This window comes from Luteolibacter pohnpeiensis (assembly GCF_016595435.1).
In the GTDB taxonomy this organism is placed as follows: Bacteria; Verrucomicrobiota; Verrucomicrobiia; order Verrucomicrobiales; family Akkermansiaceae; genus Luteolibacter; species Luteolibacter pohnpeiensis.
On record NZ_JAENIJ010000008.1, the window covers coordinates 149,638 to 167,023 of the forward strand.

Annotated in this window: 16 protein-coding genes and 1 pseudogene; 6 read left to right on the forward strand and 11 right to left on the reverse strand. The window is 55.6% G+C overall.

Translation table 11 applies throughout. The features are described 5' to 3' along the window. Nucleotides 1–49: 49 nt before the first annotated feature. On the forward strand, nt 50–316 hold the full coding sequence (locus JIN85_RS07280) for an acyl carrier protein (protein ID WP_200269138.1): 267 nt from the start codon (nt 50–52) through the stop codon (nt 314–316). Then, complete coding sequence (locus JIN85_RS07285) at nt 313–1,545, forward strand: FAD-dependent oxidoreductase (protein WP_200269139.1); 1,233 nt, start codon at nt 313–315, stop codon at nt 1,543–1,545. The genes JIN85_RS07280 and JIN85_RS07285 overlap by 4 nt, the downstream gene beginning before the upstream one ends. Before the next feature lie 5 nt (nt 1,546–1,550). Here JIN85_RS07285 and JIN85_RS07290 read toward each other — a convergent pair whose 3' ends face one another. Genes JIN85_RS07290 through gcvT form a run of 4 tightly spaced genes read right to left on the reverse strand, consistent with a single transcriptional unit; the run spans nt 1,551 to nt 6,431 of the window. Continuing rightward, nucleotides 1,551–2,066 carry an 8-oxo-dGTP diphosphatase gene (locus JIN85_RS07290; RefSeq protein ID WP_234047292.1) on the reverse strand — a complete coding sequence of 172 codons (516 nt, stop codon included), beginning with the start codon at nt 2,064–2,066 and terminating at the stop codon, nt 1,551–1,553. 3 nt (nt 2,067–2,069) lie between these two features. Continuing rightward, a complete protein-coding gene (gene gcvP / locus JIN85_RS07295; protein ID WP_200269141.1) occupies nt 2,070–4,898 on the reverse strand; it encodes an aminomethyl-transferring glycine dehydrogenase in 2,829 nt (942 codons plus the stop codon). A 40-nt stretch (nt 4,899–4,938) separates the two neighbouring features. Continuing rightward, the gene (gene gcvH, locus JIN85_RS07300; RefSeq protein WP_200269143.1) at nt 4,939–5,316 is read right to left on the reverse strand and encodes a glycine cleavage system protein GcvH; all 378 of its coding nucleotides are present in this window, start codon (nt 5,314–5,316) and stop codon (nt 4,939–4,941) included. Nucleotides 5,317–5,351: 35 nt separating this feature from the next. Then, nucleotides 5,352–6,431, reverse strand: a complete 1,080-nt coding sequence (gene gcvT, locus JIN85_RS07305; protein WP_200269145.1) for a glycine cleavage system aminomethyltransferase GcvT — start codon at nt 6,429–6,431, stop codon at nt 5,352–5,354. A 376-nt stretch (nt 6,432–6,807) separates the two neighbouring features. Here gcvT and JIN85_RS07310 point away from each other — a divergent pair, with 376 nt between their 5' ends. Next, nucleotides 6,808–7,296, forward strand: a complete 489-nt coding sequence (locus JIN85_RS07310; RefSeq protein WP_200269147.1) for a hypothetical protein — start codon at nt 6,808–6,810, stop codon at nt 7,294–7,296. 22 nt (nt 7,297–7,318) lie between these two features. Here the strand turns inward: JIN85_RS07310 and ftsY are convergent, their stop codons facing one another. From ftsY to JIN85_RS07345, 7 genes are all read right to left on the reverse strand, one after another. Continuing rightward, nucleotides 7,319–8,170 (reverse strand): signal recognition particle-docking protein FtsY, encoded by an 852-nt coding sequence (gene ftsY, locus JIN85_RS07315; protein ID WP_200269149.1) that lies wholly within the window; start codon nt 8,168–8,170, stop codon nt 7,319–7,321. 51 nt (nt 8,171–8,221) lie between these two features. Beyond that, nucleotides 8,222–8,875 (reverse strand): 3-keto-disaccharide hydrolase, encoded by a 654-nt coding sequence (locus JIN85_RS07320; protein ID WP_200269151.1) that lies wholly within the window; start codon nt 8,873–8,875, stop codon nt 8,222–8,224. 7 nt (nt 8,876–8,882) lie between these two features. Further along, the gene (locus JIN85_RS07325; RefSeq protein ID WP_200269153.1) at nt 8,883–10,031 is read right to left on the reverse strand and encodes an aminotransferase class I/II-fold pyridoxal phosphate-dependent enzyme; all 1,149 of its coding nucleotides are present in this window, start codon (nt 10,029–10,031) and stop codon (nt 8,883–8,885) included. Nucleotides 10,032–10,042: 11 nt separating this feature from the next. Beyond that, a complete protein-coding gene (locus JIN85_RS07330; RefSeq protein ID WP_200269155.1) occupies nt 10,043–10,939 on the reverse strand; it encodes a D-alanyl-D-alanine carboxypeptidase family protein in 897 nt (298 codons plus the stop codon). A gap of 51 nt (nt 10,940–10,990) precedes the next feature. Beyond that, nucleotides 10,991–11,323: a hypothetical protein gene (locus JIN85_RS07335; protein ID WP_200269157.1), complete on the reverse strand. Its 333-nt coding sequence runs from the start codon at nt 11,321–11,323 to the stop codon at nt 10,991–10,993. A gap of 92 nt (nt 11,324–11,415) precedes the next feature. Further along, nucleotides 11,416–12,279: a phosphodiester glycosidase family protein gene (locus JIN85_RS07340; protein WP_200269159.1), complete on the reverse strand. Its 864-nt coding sequence runs from the start codon at nt 12,277–12,279 to the stop codon at nt 11,416–11,418. A gap of 44 nt (nt 12,280–12,323) precedes the next feature. Continuing rightward, a complete protein-coding gene (locus tag JIN85_RS07345) occupies nt 12,324–13,244 on the reverse strand; it encodes an ArsR/SmtB family transcription factor (protein ID WP_200269161.1) in 921 nt (306 codons plus the stop codon). 56 nt (nt 13,245–13,300) lie between these two features. Between JIN85_RS07345 and metK the strand changes: the two genes are divergently transcribed. The 3 genes and pseudogenes from metK to JIN85_RS07360 all read left to right on the forward strand — a co-directional run. Continuing rightward, nucleotides 13,301–14,494: a methionine adenosyltransferase gene (gene metK / locus JIN85_RS07350; RefSeq protein WP_200269163.1), complete on the forward strand. Its 1,194-nt coding sequence runs from the start codon at nt 13,301–13,303 to the stop codon at nt 14,492–14,494. 35 nt (nt 14,495–14,529) lie between these two features. Next, complete coding sequence (gene ahcY, locus JIN85_RS07355; protein ID WP_200269165.1) at nt 14,530–15,987, forward strand: adenosylhomocysteinase; 1,458 nt, start codon at nt 14,530–14,532, stop codon at nt 15,985–15,987. Between the two features lie 977 nt (nt 15,988–16,964). Then, a pseudogene (locus tag JIN85_RS07360) lies at nt 16,965–17,386 on the forward strand (hypothetical protein); the annotation flags it as partial.

The window sequence follows — 17,386 nt, forward strand, 5'->3', positions numbered from 1 at the left end:
TAATCCGACATTTGCACTGCAGATCCTGACGGCTTTCCGCTTGCGAATCATGATGGCTCCGCGCAGCGTTTTCGGCATGGTGAATGCGAGTGAGGTCTTGGATTGGCTTTCGGCTGAGGAGCTATTGGAAATCGAAGACGGATTTCCCGAGGACGGCGATTTATTTGCCGCTGGTTTGGATTCGATGGCGGTGATGCAACTCGTGGTTCTCGCTGAAGAAAAATACGGCGTGGTGCTTGGCCCCGCAGATATCAATCGCGAAAATCTGGCAACAGCCCAAGCGTTGGCAGAGTTGATTTGCCGGAAGCAGTCATGAATCCGGAACCCGTGGCATACGATGTGGCGGTGGTCGGTGGTGGCAGTGCCGGTCTCGCCGCTGCTGTAACTGCGGCTCGCCTCGGTGCCCGGACCATTTTGTTAGAGCGTTACGGTTTCCTCGGAGGAATGGGGACTGCCTCGCTGGTGCATACCTTTTGCGGCCTCTATCTTCAAGGTGAGGTTGGAAATCCGGTTCTCGCCAATTCCGGATTTGCTGAGGAAATGGCGCGGCGCATGATTGCCGCGACAGGCCTCGGCCCGATTCGCATGGGGCGGGTGGAAGTTCTGCCCCAACATCCGGTCGAGTTTGTGAACATCGCGGATGAGCTGGTCGCCAACGAACCGCATCTAACCGTTCGATTCCACTCCGAAGTCGTGTCAGTGAAACGGGAAAATTCGCTCTGGTCATTCGGTTTGGCGGGGCGAGGCGGATCTGAGTTTCTCAATGCCAAGGCGTTGGTCGATGCATCCGGCGATGCGGTGGTTGCCGATTTTCTGGAGTGTGAAACGGAAATGACCCACGCTCCACGATTGCAAAGGCCAGCCTACGTGTTCGGCATTCAAGGCGTGGTCGGCTTTGACGATGCCATGCGGTTGAGGATTGCGGGCACGGTGGTCGAAGGCATCCGGTGTGGGCAGCTGTCCAAAGCAACGTTGGGCCTGAGTTTCAGAGCATCGGGTCGCGCAGGGGAAATTTTTGGCACGATTGATCTAACAGGCGGCGAGGATACTGCAAATTACGATCCGTTAGACGCAGCATGCCTCGGGCAATTGGAGCTTTCAGGACGTCGGATTGCATCCGATGCCATCCGCTACCTGAAGGAAAATGCGGATCACTGGAGTCATGCCTACGTGAGCCACTGGCCGGTGCGAGCGGGCGTGCGTGAAAGTCGACGCTGGATGGGTGAATATGTTCTAACAGGTGACGATATCCGGCAGTCCCGACGTTTTGAGGATGAGATCGCGTTGGCCGCCTGGCCGATGGAATTTCGAGAGAATGCCAAAGGGCCGAAGTTGAAATTTCCAATGGACCAGAAGCCTGCCGGGATTCCTTTGCGTTGCTTGAAGCCGAAGGGGATGGATGGGATTTTCGTCGCTGGCCGTTGTATTTCAGCCGACCACGAAGCGCACGCATCAATCCGGGTGATGGGCACTTGTTTCGCCACCGGAGAAGCCGCCGGTAAAGCGGCGGCCGGATTCGCAAAGAACGACGCGTCGAAATTCTAACAACCTCAGGATCTCAGAGGGTCGCTAGAGAGATCGGTGGCAATCTCACGCGTTATCAAAGTTTCGCCCTCGAAGGCAAATTTGCCGAGGAAACTTTGATTTTCTAACAAAAGAGGAAGCCAATACCGATCGTCTTCCCACATCCGGTCGTAGGGAATTTTATCAAGCGGAGTCCAGACCGGGACTGCCTCCTCGGTTTCCGTGGGAATGCCGGTGAAATCGTCGGCGCGATAGACGTGGCAGAGGATGTGCGGCACTTCTTGGCTCATCCAAAAGTGCAGCTCGCCGAGCTTGCGCGGATCGGCAGGAGTCACGTGAAGTTCCTCCTGCGTTTCGCGAATCGCAGCCTGAAGCGGTGTCTCGCCGGGATCGATTTTCCCGCCGGGACCGTTGATTTTGCCCGCTCCGAGGCCGCGTTTTTTTTCGATCAAAAGAATCCGCCCGTCCCGGATGATGAACATGATGGTCGCCTGGATCTCTGGAATCCAGCGCGACCAATCGATGAGGGAGGGCGGTTTCAAAACTCAGGCTCCAGCAGCAGCGGCGTAGGCTTCCACCGTGTCGCAGGTGCAGACCAGGTTACGATCGCCGTGAACGTTGTCGATCCGTCCCAGGTATGGCCAGAACTTGTGCTGGCGCAGGTAAGGGAGCGGGAACGCTGCTTGTTCGCGGGTGTAAACATGAGTCCACTCGTTGCCGCAAATCACCTCGGTCGGGTGCGGAGCGTTCTTGAGCAGGTTGTCATTGGCATCGGCTTCACCACGGATGATGGCGGTGATTTCACCGTGGATCGAAATCATTGCGTCGCAGAAACGATCCAGCTCAGCTTTCGATTCCGATTCAGTCGGCTCGATCATCAAAGTTCCACCAACCGGCCAGGACATGGTCGGGGAGTGGAATCCGTAATCCATCAGGCGCTTTGCGACGTCTTCCACCGTCACACCGCTTTGATCGGACAACGGACGGACGTCGATGATGCACTCGTGGGCGACGAGACCTTCGTTGCCGGTGTAGAGGATCGGGAAAAACTCAGCCAAGCGGCGTGCGATGTAGTTGGCACCCAGAATTGCCGACTGAGTCGCTTCGGTCAGGCCCTCGGTTCCCATCATCGCGATATACATCCACGAAATGGTGTTGATCGAGGCGCTGCCCCATGGTGCGGAGCAAACGGCATTGGCTTTGTTTTCCAAGGTGGCGTGTCCCGGAAGGAACGGCACCAGTTGCGATGCCACACCGATCGGGCCGACGCCCGGGCCACCGCCGCCGTGCGGAATGCAGAACGTTTTGTGCAGGTTGAGGTGGCACACATCCGCGCCGATGAAGCCGGGCGAAGTGAGTCCGACCTGCGCGTTCATGTTCGCGCCGTCCATGTAAACCTGACCGCCTGCTTCGTGGATGATTTCGCAAATGCTGCGGATCGTTTCCTCGAACACACCGTGGGTCGATGGATAGGTCACCATCAATGCGGCGAGATTGTCGCGATGCTTCTCGGTGAGAGCCGCCAGGTCTTGCATGTCGATGTTGCCGTTTTCATCGCACTTCACGCCGACCACCTTCATGCCCACCATGACGGCGGACGCCGGGTTGGTGCCGTGCGCGGAAACGGGGATGAGGCAGATGTTGCGGTGATCGTCACCGCGCGACTTGTGATAGCTGCGAATGGCCAGCAATCCGGCGTATTCGCCTTGCGAACCGGCGTTCGGTTGCAGGGAAACGGCGGCGAAACCGGTGATTTCCGCGAGCCAGTCTTCGAGCAGGCTGAGCATTTCACGGTAGCCCACGGTTTGGGCTTCTGGCGCAAACGGGTGAATGCTGGAAACTTCCGGCCAGCTGAGCGGCATCATTTCCGAGGTCGCGTTCAGCTTCATCGTGCAGGAACCGAGGGCGATCATCGACTCGTTGAGTGCAAGGTCGCGCGATTCCAGGCGCTTCAGGTAGCGCAGCATTTCCGTTTCGGAATGATACGAATTGAAGGCCTTCTGAGTGAGGAACGGCGTATTTCGAGAAAGCGAATCCGGCCAAGCGGTGCCGGTGCTTGCTTCCGGTGCGCTGGCACCGAATGCAGCGGCGAGAGCGGCGATTTCCTCCAGCGTGGTCGTCTCGTCACACGAAATGCCGAGGTGATCGGCATCGATCGAGCGAAGGTTGAATCCAGCTTCCAGAGCGGCAGCGAGGTAAGTCGCGGCTTTGCCTGGAACCTTGGCGACCAAGGTGTCGAAAAACGGACCTTCCTCGATGGCGATGCCCGCTTTTTCGAGCGCTGCCTTGAGGGCCGCCGTTTTCGAGTGCACTTCGTTGGCGATGTGGATCAAGCCCTCTGGGCCGTGGTAAACGGCGAACATGGAGGCCATGACGGCGAGCAAAACCTGCGCGGTGCAAATGTTGGAGGTCGCCTTGTCGCGGCGGATGTGCTGCTCGCGGGTTTGCAATGCCAAACGGTAGCCTGGTTTGCCGTAGGGATCGACCGAAACACCGATGATCCGGCCTGGCATTTTGCGCTTGAGAGCGTCTTTACACGCCATGAATCCAGCGTGTGGACCACCAAAGCCCATCGGCACGCCGAAACGTTGGGAAGAACCGACGCAGATGTCTGCACCGAATTCGCCCGGTGCCTTCAACACGGTCAGCGCCAGCACGTCAGCGGCAACGATGTTGACGATGCCGTTTTCGGTGTTCTTGCGGAAGAACGCTTCGAAATCATCGATCCGGCCGCGGGTGTCCGGGTATTGAACCAAAGCGGCGAACACGCCTTCGGTTGGCTCGAATTTTTCCCAGTCGCCGATGATCACCTCGAGGCCGAGCGGCTCGGTGCGGGTGAGCAGGACGTCGATCGTTTGTGGATGGCAGCGATCCGATACCCAGATGGCTTTGCCCTTTGGCTTGCTGGAAAGGGCGAGCGTGACGGCTTCAGCAGCAGCGGTGCCTTCGTCGAGCAATGAGGCGTTGGCGATGTCGAGACCGGTGAGATCCGTGATCATCGTCTGGAAATTCAGCAACGCCTCGAGACGGCCTTGCGCGATTTCCGCCTGATACGGGGTGTAAGCGGTGTACCAGCCTGGATTTTCCAGGATGTTGCGCTGGATTACGCCGGGAACGTGGGTGCCGTGGTATCCTTGGCCGATGAAGGATTTGACCACCTGGTTTTTGCCCATGATGGACTTCAGCCAAGTCAGAGCTTCCTGTTCGGACTTCGGTTCCGGAAGGTTCAATGAGTCATCGAGACGGATGCCAGCGGGCACGGCTGCGTCAGCAAGGGCGGACAGCGATTCGTAGCCAATATCGCGGAGCATTTCCTCGCGCTCGGAACCAAAGGGGCCGATGTGACGGGAACGGAAATCAAGTCGAGCGGACATTACTGGGGGTCGAGTGGATCGGGTAGTGAACGGGAAAAAATCAGGAAATGTGTTCGGCGTATGCCTCGGCGGTCAGCATTTCATCAATGTCTGCCATGGACTTGATCTGGATTTTGAAAATCCAGCCTTTGCCGTAGGGATCGGTGTTGATCAGGGAAGGATCGGCTTCGACATCCGGGTTGACCTCGACGATTTCGCCACCGGCTGGGGCGTAGATATCGCTGGCAGCTTTCACGGACTCAACCACCGCGGTCGGGTCGCCTTTGTCAACGGCTTTGCCGACTTCTGGGAGCTCGACAAAAACCACGTCAGTCAGTTCTTCCTGGGCGTGATGGCTGATGCCAACGGTGGCGATGTCGCCTTCGAGGAGGACCCATTCGTGGGAAGGATTGTAGCGGAGTTCAGCAGGGATGGACATGGTGTTGGTTGTTGGTTCGTTTTAAAATGGGTGGATCAGGCAGGCTTGTAGAACGGCTTTTTGACGACTTCTGCAGGGAACAGACGTCCACGGACATCGATGTTCACCTTGGTGCCAATCTTTGCTTGGTCAATCGGCAGGTAGGCCATGCCGATGCCGGTTTTCAGGCTGGGGGAAAGAACGCCACTGGCAAGCTCGCCGATGACATTTCCTTCTGAATCCTGCACTGGATAGTGTGCGCGTGGTGGTGCGCCTTTGTCGAGGTAACGGATGGCGGCGAGTTTTTGCGTCAATCCGTTTGCTTTTTGTTCGGTCAAAACCTCAGAGCCGATGAACGGGCCTTTTTTCAGATCGACGAAAAATCCGAGGCCGGCTTCGAGCGGAGTTTTGTCCGGTGCGAGGTCATTTCCGTTCAGCGGATAGCCGACTTCCAAGCGCAGGGTATCACGCGCGCCAAGGCCGCATGGCTTTGCTCCAGCGGCGATGAATTTGTCCCACCACATCGCAGCATCGGCAGCGGGGCAGAAAAACTCGAATCCGTCTTCGCCGGTGTAGCCGGTGCGGCAAACGTATTCACCGTCGCCAGTTGGGAAAATCTGGTTGCGTGGTGGCAGCGACTCGCCCGGGCATGCGGTGGCGAAAACTTCAGCCGATTTCGGACCCTGAACGGCCATGCCAGCCCAAAGTCCGCTTTCGTTGCGAAGGGTCGCTTGCGGATCCTGATGGCGGACCATCCAGTCGAAATCTTCCTCGATCATCGATGCGTTGACGACCAAAAGGTAGTCCGTTTCTCCCGTGCGGTAAACGATCAGGTCATCGATCACGCCGCCCTTGTCGTTGAGCATGAGCGTGTATTGGCCATGACCGGGGGCGAGGGTGAGCACGTTGTTGGTGAGCAGACGATTCAACCACTCGGCGGAACTTGGGCCGCTGACCAAGATTTGGCCCATGTGGGAAATGTCGAAAATGCCGGCATGGGTGCGCACGGCTTCATGCTCGTCCAGGATGGAGGTGTATTGCACCGGCATGTTCCAACCGGCAAAGGGCACAAGGCGTGCGCCAAGCGCAAGGTGGGAGGCTTCAAGCGGGGTGCGTTTAAGATCGTCAGCGGTCACGCGCGGAGAGTGTGAGAGCGACTGGCGCTTGTCAATCTGGCGAACAGGTGGAAGATCGCTGCGTATGGCTTTTCTCGATCGAATGGAACGGCGTTTTGGCTGGTTGGCATTTCCCGGATTTCTGCGGTTCTACGTCCTTTTCCATATTCTGACTTATGGATTGCTGCTTATACGCCCTGATCTTCAGGAACTTCTGGTATTTGACAGAGGTCGAATCATGTCAGGCGAGGTTTGGAGGTTGGTTACCTTTCTCTTTGCTAGCTCGGGGTTCTTGAGTCTGAGCGTCGTCAATATTGTTTTCCTTTTTTTCGTAGTTCAGCTGATCTTCATGTTCAGTGATGGCTTGGAAAGCGTCTGGGGAACATTTCGGACCTCAATGTATTGCTACTTAGGCATTCTAACTTACATCGTCATCAATTTCCTATTGGGTTCGATCCAGATCGACAGCAAATTCTACTTATACTCTTCGGTAATCTTTGCGTTCGCTACCTATTATCCAAAAGTGGAAATTCGTCTGATGATGCTGATACCGGTTCAGGTCAGATTCATCGCGATCGGAACAGTATTTCTGATTTTATTGCCAGTTCTTAAGCACCCGATTTCCTTGGTGGTTTGGATTCCACTGCTGCTCATATATTTTTCCAACTACATCTTGTTCGTCGGGATTCCGGCACTGCGCGGTGGCGCAAGGTTGGCGCAATCGGCGAAACGGCGACGCGCTTTCAAATCCAAGCAAATCCCGGATTCAGAGGCGTTTCACCGTTGCGCGGTTTGCAAGCGAACCGACGTCTCCGATCCGGAGTTGGAGTTCCGCATCGGTGCCGATGGCAGGGAGTATTGCGAGGAGCATTTGCCGAAGCCCTGATTCGGGCAACTTCGACAGGAACTCAGAGGACTTCTTTGACGAAGGTGTCGCGGCGGAAAATGGCGAACTGATCCGGCTCTTCGCCCATGCCGAGGAAACGCGGCGGGATGTCGAGATTTTCGTAAATGGTAATGGCGATGCCGCCTTTGCCGGAGCCGTCCATTTTGGTGACGATGAGGCCATCAAGCGGAGAGGCTTTGTGAAACTCCTTCGCTTGCTGCATCGCGTTGGTGCCAGTGGTGGCATCGACCACGAGCAGGGTCAGATGGGGCGCGGTTTCGTCCTGCTTCGCCATGGTGCGGCGGATTTTGGTCAGCTCCTCCATCAGGTTGTGCCGGGTGTGGAGGCGGCCAGCGGTGTCGCAAATCAGGAAATCGGTTTTGTCAGCGATCGCTTGCTTGTGGGCATTGAAGCAAACCGATGACGGATCGGCATTCGGTGCTCCGGCGACCACGGGAATATCGAGTCGATTGCCCCAGCGTTGCAATTGCTCGACGGCTGCAGCGCGGAATGTGTCGGCCGCGGCCAGGCAAACCGAGTGACCCCGGTTTTTCAACCAAAGCCCGAGTTTGGCGGATGAGGTGGTTTTCCCGGTGCCATTGACGCCGACCACGAGGATCACAAAGGGCTTGCCGTCCGGGCGAGGGGTGAGTTCGGGGAAATCCGGTGGCAGTTTGTCGGAAAGATGGCGGCGCGTGATTTCCACCACATCATCGACCGTGACTTTGCGACCGAGATCGCGCAGGTCGTCGATGATGTAAGTGGTGAGGTGAACTCCCAGGTCAGCGGCGATCAAGCTCGCCTCCAGATCGTCCCAATCAATGTCGGCACGATTGGAGATTTTGTTGATCAGGGATTTGAAAAAGCCGGCCATAGGCACGAAGTCGTGGAAAATGAACCGGCCAATTGCAAGCCGCTTTAAGTGTTAGAGCTCTTTGACGCGAAGATTTCTCCAACGGACATTGCAGGCTTTGCCAGCGTGAACCTGGAGCGCGAAGAATCCTTCAGGAGTGAAGTTTTTCTCGTCGTTGTCGGTGTAGTCGCTGCGAAGCTTGCCGTTCAGGTAGATGGTCAGATGCTTGCCCTCGGCGACGATGCGGACTTCGTTCCAGTCGTCCCATTTCATGAGTTCCTGGCCTTGAGCAGTGAATGCCTTCTTTGCCTCGTCGGAATTGGAAGCGGGCATCAACCAGCCGCGGCGCGCTTCATCGTAAATGCCAGCAGTCCAGGCGCGCTTTTTGTCCTGATCGTGCTCGCACTGGTAGCCATAAACACGACCGTCTTTGCCGTCGCGTTGGAGGCCGCGGAACATGACACCGGAATTGCCTTCGAGGGTGTCGAATTTGAACTCGAAGCGGAAATCGAAGTCCTTGTAGGTTTTCTTGGTGCGGAGGAAAGTGTTGGCCTTGGTGTTGTCACCAGTGCCGACGATTTCTCCGTCTTTCACCTCGTATTTGCCGTCGCCATTGACCGATGTCCAGCCGTTGAGATTCTTGCCATTGAAGATCTCCTTGAATCCAGCTTCCAGCGCGTAGGCGGGGCTGGCGATGAGCAATAGGCATGCGAGTAGTTTTTTCATAGGTCGTTTACGGGGATTGTGTTTTGTAGAACATCTCATCCAGACGAGTCCGCAGTTCACGCACCACGTCCGCCGGGTGAGCGGCGGAAAGACTTGCCCTGAGGCGGGCGGAGCCACGAGGCACGGTGGGCCAGCGGATAGCCGGAATGAGAAAGCCGTTATCTTCCATCCTACCGGAAGCGTCAATTGCCGAGGCATTGCTGCCGCAAATCACAGGGACGATCGGAGTCGTTTGTTGGGGATCGAGCAGGGAAATGTTGAAGCGCAGGGCGGATCGCAGGGTGTCGCCTTCAGAGGAGCGAATGATCTCCAAAGAGCGTCTCGCTGCATGCGCAATCGTAGGCGGCGGGGCGGTGGAGTAGATGAAGGAGCGGGCGCGATTGATGAACAGGTCGATCCATTCGCGGCTTGCGGCGATGTAGCCACCGGAAAGGCCGACCGATTTGCTGAGGGTGCCCATCTGAAACGCGACTCGTTTCCGGAAGGCGGCATCGTCCGCCAGCCCCATGCCGGTTTCGCCCAGAACGCCTACAGCGTGCGCTTCATCCAGAAAAAGATCCGCATCGAATTGCTCGGTCAGATCGAGAATTTCCGCGAGCGGGCACAGATCGCCATCCATGCTGAAGACCGATTCCGTCACGACAAGGATGTGGCTTGCGGCGTCTTTTTTGCGGATCGATTCCAAAAGTTGTCGCAGTTTTTCGACCCGATTGTGAGGGAAAACGCGGATCGTTGCCCCGGAAAGGCGTGCGGCATCCACCAGCGATGCGTGGCAAAGCTTGTCCAACACGATGGTGTCGCCTTTGCCAACAATTGCCGGAATGGCTCCCATCGCCGCGGCAAATCCGGAGCTGAAGGCGAGCGCCGCTTCGGCGTGTTTCGCTGCGGCGATGTCTTCCTCCAATTGCAGGTGAGGGGAATGTGATCCGCTTACCAAACGCGACGCGGTCGCCCCCGCGCCGAATTGCTGCACCCCTTCAATCAAGGCCTCGGCCACAGCTGGATGCCCGGCAAGCCCCAGATAGTCGTTCGAGGCGAAATTCCACAACTCACGCCCCTCACGCGCAATACGCATTCCGGGTGCTTCGATCGTGCGAAGCTTTCGCAGCAGGCCGTCGGCAGAGATCTGGCGCAGGCTTTCTGCGGGATTTCGCATCGCGGCGGTGATCAGGATTCAGAAGCAGGGCGTTCGAGAGCCCAAGCCAGCAGCTTTTTCGAATCTGACCAGATGTTCGGAGTGTTGGATTTGAGAACGACGGTAACGACCGAGCGCCCATTCAGGGTGCCGGTCGCAACTAGACAGCGGCCAGCTGCATTGGTGGTGCCGGTTTTCATGCCGTTGCAATAGGCCACGGTTTTCAGCACTTTGTTGGTGTTCTCAATGTATCTGGTTCGACCGTCGGCGTAGCGGAAAGTGTAAGCCTTTGTCGCGAAAAAGGAGCGCAATAAAGGGCTGCGGTAGGCGGCTCGGGCAGCGATCGCGAGATCCCGGGCAGTCGAATACTGAGTCGGTTCAGGCAGGCCGTTCGGATTGACGAAATAGGAATTCCGCATGCCGAGAGAAGCCGCTTTCGCGTTCATCAGTTTGGCGAAATCTTCCTGGGAGCCTCCAACATCGCGTGCGAGTGCACGTGCGATGTCATTGGCGCTTTTCACCATGAGGACTTTCAACAAATCACGCCGGGTGTAAACGTCGCCGGGTTTGACGTATAGCTTGGTGGGCTCACAGGCCTCATCGGACGAGGTGATGGTGACGTTTTTGTCGATGTTGCCATCATCCATCACGCAAAGAGCGGTGACAATTTTCTGGGTACTAGCTACCGGGCGGTGTACGTCCGCATTTTTCGCGTAAAGAACCCGGCCGCTATCGATATCCACGACAATTGCGCTTTCGCCCGCGATGTTGGGTGGCGGGTTGAGTGGAATCGCGGCAACGCGAACGGGCGTGGCGTTCGGTGCAGGATTCGGAGTGCGGGAAAGCGGTGGCGGATTTCCTCCGCAAGACGTGATGAGCGAGACCGTGAAGGTCAGCGCGGAAATGATGACGCAGAGCTGGCGTGACATGAATCGATGATCGCTATGTCCCGCCTGTCTTCAAGCGGGAATCCATCGCGCTCACTCAGGTTTGCTTGGAAGCAGCCCCCCAATCACAAAATCATCTCCTTCTGGCAGGGCAGGTTCTTTGATATTGATTGGCCCAGCGAGCAGCATTTCGCGTTGCGCTTTTTCCTGTTCATACGCGAGAGCGCGTTCTTTGCCGCTAGGTAAATCGACCAGATCTTTTTCCCGAGCTTCTACCACCGGGATGTGGCCGGGAAGTAAGCCGCTTATGGAAAAATTGGAGATCTTTGAGACCTGCGCACTCGTCGTCTCCTTGATGGAGCCGCAAGATGTCAGGGACAAAGGGATGAGCATAGAGAGGATGAAAAAATGGCGAGCCTGGGACATGGCTTTCATGGTGGGGAGCTGGTTGACCAGCGAACTTACCAGCTTCCACGGTCCTGTCCACTTCGTCTTTTGAAACAATCTCTTCAGAAAAATTAAGGATTTTTGCGCGTTAAGATGAGGAAATTTCTCACCGGACGGTTCAGGATCCCGCGCTCGACGATTGGTCCGCCTGACACGTTTCCAGAAATAAAAAGGTCGGAGGAACGACCACCATCGAGATTCAGCGCGGTCTGAATCGGAAAGCCACAGGGCGATTGTTGCGCCAGCGTCGACGCCAGTTTTTTGAGCGTGCATGGCGAGGCGCGCCCAATCCACCAGCGATTGGCGCCATCCCAGGCGATGAAGCTCCGGGCGCTGGTTTTACCATCGGATAAGCCGTCCACCATACGCGAATTTTCGCGAAGAAAGGGCCCGGCTTGAAGGAGTTCCTGCTGATTCGAATCAACTTTTTGTCGACGCTCGATGGAGAGAATTCCCGAGCGGGATTCAAAGAAAACTCCGCTGCCGAGCGATGAGCGATTCCAGGCACCTGCGGGATTTCCTGCCGAGACGACTTTGCCAAGCGGGGCGCCTTCCGGGGTGAAAAATCCGGCGTTGATCGCGGCGATTCCATGCTTCGCACGCGCGGCGGATTCCGCATCCGGCCAAAGACTTCCGGGACCACGGGGCTGATCGACGACAATCAGATGATGCGTTTGTGAATCGAACGTGATGCCGATGAACTCAATCCCAGACAGTCGGATTCGAGTCATTTTCGGCGCACGTGCCGGTGTGGCTTGTCTTGCAGGAGTTGGATCGCTCGATTTTTCCACGAGCTCCGTTTGGGGAGCAGGGTTGTTTTCGACAACTCGCTCTGCGGCGGGAGGGCGAATCGGAGCAGGGGAGTGAGCCGATGGCCGGACCGGCGAACAGGCGGTCAAAGCAAAGATGGGAAGCAGAACAAGCGGCGATCGCATGGTTGCGCATCGCACAAAGTCGGCAGGATGGCAACGCAATGCTCTTACTCCGACTTCACTCCGATGCCCAGCAAGGTTTGGAATTTGGGAGCTTCTGTTTCCCGGTCTGCAACGACGGTCTCGATCCCGCAAAATCCGGCCTTTTCCAGCATGGAGGCAAGATGACCTTCGGCGAATCCGAGCCAGCGATCGGCGTAGAGTTCGCGGGCTTGCTCAAAATTATGCTGCACCAGATCGAGCACGATCAGCCGACCGCCAGGTTTCAGGATGCGGAAAGCCGCGTCGAGCGCCCGCTGCGGATGCTCCGCGTGATGCAGCGCTTGACTGAGAATGGCCAGGTCCAGCTCGCCGGGCTCAATCGGCGGTTCTTCGATGTCGCCCAGCCGATACTCGACGTTCTGAAGACCGTTTTGGTGGGCAAGTTGTTGGCCGAATTCGACCATTTTTGGCGATAGGTCCACCGCGATCACTTTTTCCGCCCGCTGGGCGAGAAGCTGGGCGAGCGTTCCTTCACCCGCTCCGAGATCGGCCACAACTCGGTAATTGAGAATTTTGATCAATGATTCTGCGAGCGCCTTCCACGAACGACCGGGCACGTAATCCTTGCCGAAGCGTCCAGCCAGTTCATCGAAATAGGCGCGCGCCGTGTCCTTGCGCTTGCGCAGCAAATGCCGCAGAGCCGCCTGATCGGCTTCGATTTCCGGAACTTCCGCCGCAGCGATGTTGGCGACTTTCATTAGATCGGAATCCGCCTTGCAGGAGTAAATGTTGTTTTTGCCGCTGCGTTCATCGGTTGCCAGTCCACCGCTTTTGAGCTGCGAAAGTTGGGTGGAAATCCGGCTTTGCCCCATGTTGAGAATTTCCTGCAACTCCGCCACCGACAACGATTCCTGAGCAAGAAGCATGAGGATTCGGAGACGCGTCGGGTCGGAAAGAAGCTTCAGGGATTTCAACGTTGACGACATGGTGGGGCGGTTATATCAACGCATCACGATTTGACGATACGAAAAACGAAAAGCGAATGAGCACCTACATTTTTTCCTCAGAATCCGTTGGCGAAGGCCATCCGGACAAGGTTGCGGACACGATTTCCGACGCAATTCTTGATGCCTGCCTTGCAGTTGATCCAAAAAGCCGCGTCGCTTGCGAAACGTTCGTCAAAAGCAACGTCGTCGTCGTCGGTGGCGAGATCACGATCCCGAGCATCGGTCAAAAACCAATCGGTTCGGTGATCAATATCGAGCAGATCATCCGTGATGCCGTCCGCGGCATCGGATATGTCAATGACGACGACGTATTCCACGCGGATAAACTTTTCATCAACAACTACCTGACGACGCAATCTCCGGATATTGCTCAAGGCGTTGATGCCAAACAGGTCGAAGGCAAATCTCACGCAGAACAAGGAGCAGGGGATCAGGGGATCATGTTCGGTTATGCATCCAAAGAAACCACCGAGCTGATGCCGGCACCGGTGATGTTCGCCCATCGCCTGGGTCGGGAGCTGACCCGCATTCGCAAGAGCGGCGAGGTGGCATGGCTTCGCCCCGATGCGAAAAGCCAGGTTTCCGTTGAATACGTCGATGGCAAGCCGACCCGCATCGTCAACGTCGTCATTTCCACCCAACACGCGGAAGGCACGACTCACGCGGAAATCGAAAAATTCTGCATTGAGGAAGTGATCAAAAAGGTCCTTCCGACCGAAATGCTCACCGCAGAGACCAGCTACCTGATCAACCCGACCGGCAAATTTGTCATCGGCGGCCCGCAAGGTGACAGCGGTTTGACCGGACGGAAAATCATCGTCGACACCTACGGCGGTATGGGACGCCACGGCGGTGGTGCCTTCTCCGGAAAAGACCCATCGAAGGTCGATCGCTCGGCTGCCTACATGGGCCGCTGGGTTGCCAAAAACGTGGTCGCCGCTGGTCTCGCCACCAAGTGCGAGGTGCAGTTTGCTTATGCGATTGGTCACCACCAGCCAGTTAGCGTCCATGTCGATACCTTCGGCACTGGCACCGTGGAGGATTCGGTGATTTTGAAAGCGATTTTGGAAGTGTTCTCGTTCAAACCAGCCGATATCGTTGCGCAACTGGACTTGCTCCGGCCGATTTACTCGAAGACCACCAACTACGGCCACTTCGGGAAAGAAGATGCCGAGCTTCCATGGGAGGAAACCAACAAAGCGGAAGCTCTCAAAGCGGCAATTGCCTGAGGAATCATCACGAACTCCAATCCATTTTAACCAATATGAGCGCTACAGATTGCAAAGAACAACCAGCCACACCGGCAGCGGGTGGATTTACCGATTTCAAAGTCGCGGACTTGAGCCTTGCCGATTTCGGCCGCAAGGAAATCGAAATCGCGGAGCATGAAATGCCGGGCCTGATGGCTACCCGTGAAAAATACGGCAAGGAAAAGCCGCTCCAAGGCGTGCGGATCATGGGCTCACTGCACATGACCATCCAGACGGCGGTGCTGATCGAAACTTTGGTAGATCTCGGCGCCGAAGTTCGCTGGGTCAGCTGCAACATTTTCTCCACCCAGGACCACGCTGCTGCAGCAATCGCTGCCCGTGAAATCCCGGTTTACGCCTGGAAGGGTGAGACTCTCGAAGAATATTGGTGGTGCACTTGGCAAGCGATGGTGAATCCAGCTGGCCTCGGACCTGAATTGATTGTCGACGATGGTGGCGATGCCACCTTGTTGATTCACAAAGGCTATGAGCTTGAGAATGGCTCAACCTGGGTCGATAGCCCGTCCAGCAGCCTGGAAGAAAAGGTGATCAAAAACCTGCTCAAGAAAATCCATGCGGAGCAGCCGGGGATTTTCGCCAAGATCGTCAAAGACTGGAAGGGCGTTTCCGAGGAAACCACCACTGGCGTGCATCGCCTCTATCAAATGGCGAAAGCAGGCACGCTGTTGGTTCCTGCCATCAACGTGAACGACTCGGTTACCAAGTCGAAATTCGACAACCTGTACGGTTGCCGCGAGTCGCTTCTCGACGGCATCAAACGCGCGACGGACGTGATGATTTCCGGCAAGGTCGGCGTGGTTTGCGGTTACGGCGATGTCGGTAAAGGCTGCGCCCAGGCACTTCGTGGAGCGGGCGCACAGGTCGTCGTGACCGAAGTCGACCCGATCTGCGCATTACAGGCATCCATGGAAGGCTACCGCGTTCTGCCGATCGAAGACACCCTTGGCTGGGGCGATATTTACGTCACCACCACCGGAAACTTCGGCATCATTCGCCTGGAGCACATGGAGAAAATGAAGGATCAGGCGATCGTCTGTAACATTGGTCACTTCGACAACGAGATTGAAATCGATAAGCTCAACGAAGCTCCCGGTGTCGCCCGCAACAACATCAAGCCGCAAGTCGACAAGTACACGTTCCCAACGGGCAACAGCATTTACATGCTGGCTGAAGGTCGTCTGGTGAACCTTGGTTGCGCTACCGGTCACCCAAGTTTCGTGATGTCGAACTCATTCACCAACCAAACCTTGGCACAAATTGATCTTTGGAAGAACAAAGATAGCTACAAGGCTGGCGAGGTGAAAGTGCTGCCAAAGCATCTCGACGAAGAAGTGGCACGCCTCCACCTGTCCAAAATCGGCGCCAAGCTCACGACGCTCACCAAGGAGCAGGCGGATTACATCGGTGTTCCTGTCGAAGGTCCTTACAAGCCGGACCACTACCGTTATTGATCCCGAATCAGTTCACTGAATCCGTTTCGAATCTAACCCCGGACGATGCGTCGTTCGGGGTTGTTTTTTAATCAAACTTGTCAAATATTTCCCCAATTGACCTTCTGAAACCGTGAATTGAACGGTTCAGCATGCGGTTCTTGAGAGCATGCGTATCCTTCTGAATCAATAGATCATTGATCCAGAGTGCTGATTCAGGTGAGCTAGATTTCTGAACCTGCGAGGATCTTCACCAACTCGCAGGAAATCCAAACAACGGCAACGCGACATCACTGAATTCAGGGCACATCCGGCAACCCATGTCAGTAAAAGTGAGATGTCAAAAGTCCGCAAAGGGCTTTTTTATTTCGTGGTATAACGTTGATTCCAGTTGGTAAGGACTTGTATGGTACCATACAGATGATGAAACTCGCAACAAATAAACAAAAATGATAAATATACATGCCGCACTATTTATGGTATTTTTGATAGCCTCATCTAGTCTGATTAAGGCTGATCCCATTCAGCCCGAAGGGCGGTGATAAAAAGTATATATTTTTACCAATGGGGTTCTCTGATGTTATAGAAGTATATTCTATTAATGATGAATTGCTGAATTCGATTAAAAGTGCATCACCTGAATGGGCCTTTAAAATAGTGACAATGCAATCTGGATCGTCTACGGTGCAGAATTGTGGAGGTTGGACAGGAGACTCATTTCATGTAAATATTGATTTTGGTGAACTGTCTGCTGCTGTCACTTGTAATGTTGCACCTAAGAGTATTACATCGAAGGCGGCGGTGAAAGTAGAAAATATTTCGCGGCAAACGCTGCATGGACATGAAATCAGTGTAGAAAAATGTGTGTTAGTAGGTCCAGTTATGGGCTAGGTGGGCAAGGGTTTCATGATTTTTTTGCGGTTTGCGACGGAAACGACAACTTGACTTCCGACAGTGGTTAGAATTACGTTAGATTTGCTGAAAATCGCATCCCTTCGATGACCACGAGTACCGCATCCCAATCCGCCGGAGTATCCTATCGGAAACTTCGCTTCACCTACGATTGGATGGGGCGTCGGATGCGGAAACAGGCATTCAGTAGTGCATCAGCCTGGCCACCAACTGAGGATTTGCGATTTGCTTATGATGGCTGGAACTTATACTCAGAGTATTCGGTGACGAGTGGTGTATTCTCCCTTAAGCGCGCTTACGCATGGGGATTGGACCTATCGGGAACCGAGCAAGGAGCCGGTGGTGTCGGTGGGCTCCGCTCTGTCGCAGTGATAGGCGGTTCCAGCTACGCTCCCGGCTATGATGGCAATGGCAACATCGTCGCATGGGCTGATAAAGCGACCGGTCAGGTGGTGGCACGCCAGGAATACGATCCATTCGGAGACAAGATCATCCACGAAGGCATCGA